Raw genomic sequence first — 3167 nt, forward strand, 5'->3', positions numbered from 1 at the left:
TGATCAGCACGCCAAACAGCGACGGCTTGATGACCTCGCCGCTGGCCGCCGCCGCCAGATCGAAGCGCTCGTCACGGGTCAGCAGGCGGCCGAGCTGGTGCTGCGCCATGCCGAACCGGCGCAGGCAGTTTTCGACGATGATCACCGCGCCGTCGACGATCAGGCCAAAGTCCAGGGCCCCCAGGCTCATCAGATTGCCGGACGTTTTCGTCTGCACCATGCCGGTGATGGTCATGAGCATGGCCAGGGGAATGACCGTCGCGGTGATCAGGGCGGCGCGGATGTTGCCCAGCAGCAGGAACAGCACCACGATCACCAGCAGCGCGCCCTCGACCAGGTTCTTCTCGACCGTGGCGATGGTGCGGTCGACCAGATCGGTGCGGTCATAGATCGGCTTGGCGGTGACGCCGCCGGCAGGGCCCGGGCGGCGACCTCGAGCCGCTCGGCGACGGCCCGCGCCACGGTGCGGCTGTTCTCGCCGACCAGCATCATCACCGTGCCCAGCACCACTTCGCGGCCGTTCTCGGTGGCGGCGCCGGTGCGCAGCTCCTCGCCCAGGATCACGTCGGCGACATCGGCCACCCGGATCGGCGCGCCGCCCCGGTTGGCGACGACGATCCGTTGCAGGTCCTCGACGCCGGTCGCCTGGCCGGGCGTGCGCACCAGATATTGCTCGCCATGGCGCTCGACATAGCCGGCCCCGACATTGGCGTTGTTGGCGTTCAGCGCGGCGACGACCTCGTCCATCGTCACGCCATAGGCCGCCAGGCGCTGGGGCCAGGGGGTGACATGGTACTGGCGCACATAGCCGCCGATCGTATTGACCTCGGTGACCCCGGGCGTGGTGCGCAGCTGGGGCCGGATCACCCAGTCCTGCAGGGTCCGCAGGTCTTCGGGGGTGTAGGTCCCGCCGCCGGGCTTGCGGGCGCCGGGCTGGGCCTCGACCGTGTACATGAAGATCTCGCCCAGGCCGGTGGCGATGGGGCCAAGTTCCGGCTCGACGCCCTGGGGCAATTGCCCGCGCACTGACTGCAGCCGCTCATTGATCAATTGGCGGGCGAAGTAGATGTCCGTCCCGTCGCGGAACACGGCCGTGACCTGGCTGAGGCCGTAGCGCGAAATCGAGCGGGTATGGTCCAGGCCCGGGACCCCGGCGATGGCGGTCTCGACCGGGAAGGTGACGCGTTGCTCCGCCTCCAGAGGCGAATAGCCTGCGGCTTCGGTGTTGATCTGGACCTGGACATTGGTGATGTCGGGCGTGGCGTCGATCGGCAGGCGCTGGAAGCTCCAGAGGCCCAGGAGCGCCAGCAGGACGACAGCGGCCATGACCGCCCAGCGATGGGCGATCGAGGCGCGGATGATGCGGTTCAACATGACGCCCCCTAGTGGTCGTGGCTCGCGCCGGACTTCTCGATGTCCGCGCGGATCAGGAAGGCGCCGTCGGCGACGTACGGCGTTCCGGGCTCGAGGCCGCCCAGGACTTCCGTCCATTCGGGCGTGCGGACGCCAAGCGTCAGCATGCGCACCTCGTAGGTGTCGCCGACCTGGGCGAAGACCACGTCGAAGTCGCGGAACCGCTGGATCGCCCGGGTTCGCACCGCCAGGGCGACGGGCCGCGATGCGACCATGACCGCGCCCTCGACCCCCAGTCCCGGCCGCCAGGCAGGGCCTCCCCCGTCGGGCAGGTGAACGTGGGCCAGCTGGGTCTGGCTGGCCATGTCGGCCGAGGGCAGGATCGACTCGACCGTCGCCAGGATGCGGTCGGTCCCCGACAGGCTGCGCACCTCGACCCGCTGACCGGCGCGAACGCGCTCGGAGTCGCGCGGATAGACGAAGAGTTCCGCGTGAAGCTTGGTCGGATCGGCGATCACGAAGATCGGCCGATCATAGGCCACGTCGCCGACATTGCTGTTCTTCTCGATGATCTGGCCCGAGATCGGGGCCGGGATCGCATAGGTCTGCAGGCTGTCCGACGACTCGACGCGCGCCAGGATCTGACCCTTGCGGACTCTCTGACCCAGTTCGCCGTTCAGGCTCATGATCCGTCCCGGATACCAGGCGCGAACCTCGCCCTTGCCCTCGGGGGTGACCTCGATGCGGCCGTTCAGGGTCACGGTCTCGGCGATGGCGGCGGGGCCGGCGGTCTCGACCTTGACGCCGCCCGCCTGGGCGGCCGCCGCCGACATGGTCGTGCGGCCTTCATAGGAGGCGTAGCGCCAGGCATGGGTCCTGCCGCCCTCTCGAGCGGTGATCGCCACGTCGAACGAGTGCGGCTCGGCCACCACGCCCGCCCCGCGCAGAAAATCCTCCTGCGGCTTGAAGCCAAAGCGGTCCACCTTGCCGCCCAGGCGGGTCAGGGTCAGGTCGAGCGTGACCTGGCCGGGGTCGACCGGTTTGTCCTTGCGGTAGGCGTAGAGGCGGAATTCCGGCTCGACGCCGGTCTCAAAGATGGTGACCTCCAGGCTGAAATCGCCGTCGCGCAGCAGCCGGCCATTGTGCGGGCCGCGCTCGAACTCGGCGCCGGCTTCGCCGTGCGCGTCGGGCCGGGCGGCTTTGTCGCCGGGACCGCAGGCGGCCAGGCCCAGGGCGGCCGAAGCCAACAGGATCGCCCAGAGGGGGCGGCGGGTCGGTGCGAGGCTCATGGTCGGGTCTCCGTGCTGGCGAGCAGCGCGTGCGCGCCGGTCAGGCCGATCCAGGCTCGCCCCGTCTTGATGAAAGGCCTTGAGGACCTGGACCCGATGGGCCTTGGTCTCGATCAGGGCGCGTTGGGCGGCGATCACGTCAAGGTAGCTGAAGCCCCCGCGATTGAAGCCCTCGCGCACCAGGGCGACCGCCTGTTCGGCGTTGGGCGTCACCGTCTCGTCGGTCCGGCGGACCTCGGCGGCGGCGGCGGCCCGGCGCGCGATCAGGCGGGCGATCTCGCGTTGGCCGGCGATCCGCGCGGCGGCGAGATCCGGCCTCGACCGCCAGACGTTCGGCGCGGGCCGGTCAATGGCCCCGCGATTGGTGTCGTATCGGCCAGGGGCAGGGTCGCGCCCATCACCAGCGCCACCGCGCCCTCGTTTTGCAGGTGACGCACGCCGAAATTGACGGTCCGGTCCTGCACGGCCCGGCGCCTGTTCAACCGCGACGCGGGGGCGGCCCGACGTCCTGCTCGGCTCTCAGAA

Annotated in this window: 2 protein-coding genes and 1 pseudogene; all 3 read right to left on the reverse strand. The window is 70.0% G+C overall.

Features of this window, described 5'->3' with window-relative positions:
• A pseudogene (locus tag CSW58_RS12470) lies at nucleotides 1-1374 on the reverse strand (CusA/CzcA family heavy metal efflux RND transporter); the annotation flags it as partial.
• Between the two features lie 8 nt (nucleotides 1375-1382).
• Nucleotides 1383-2642, reverse strand: coding sequence for an efflux RND transporter periplasmic adaptor subunit (locus CSW58_RS12475; RefSeq protein ID WP_099447502.1), 1260 nt, complete (start codon nucleotides 2640-2642; stop codon nucleotides 1383-1385).
• Between the two features lie 263 nt (nucleotides 2643-2905).
• Nucleotides 2906-3167: hypothetical protein (locus CSW58_RS13815; RefSeq protein WP_369825185.1), on the reverse strand; the 262-nt coding region annotated here is incomplete at its 5' end.

It is taken from the genome of Caulobacter sp. B11, from assembly GCF_002737765.1.
In the GTDB taxonomy this organism is placed as follows: domain Bacteria; phylum Pseudomonadota; class Alphaproteobacteria; order Caulobacterales; family Caulobacteraceae; genus Caulobacter.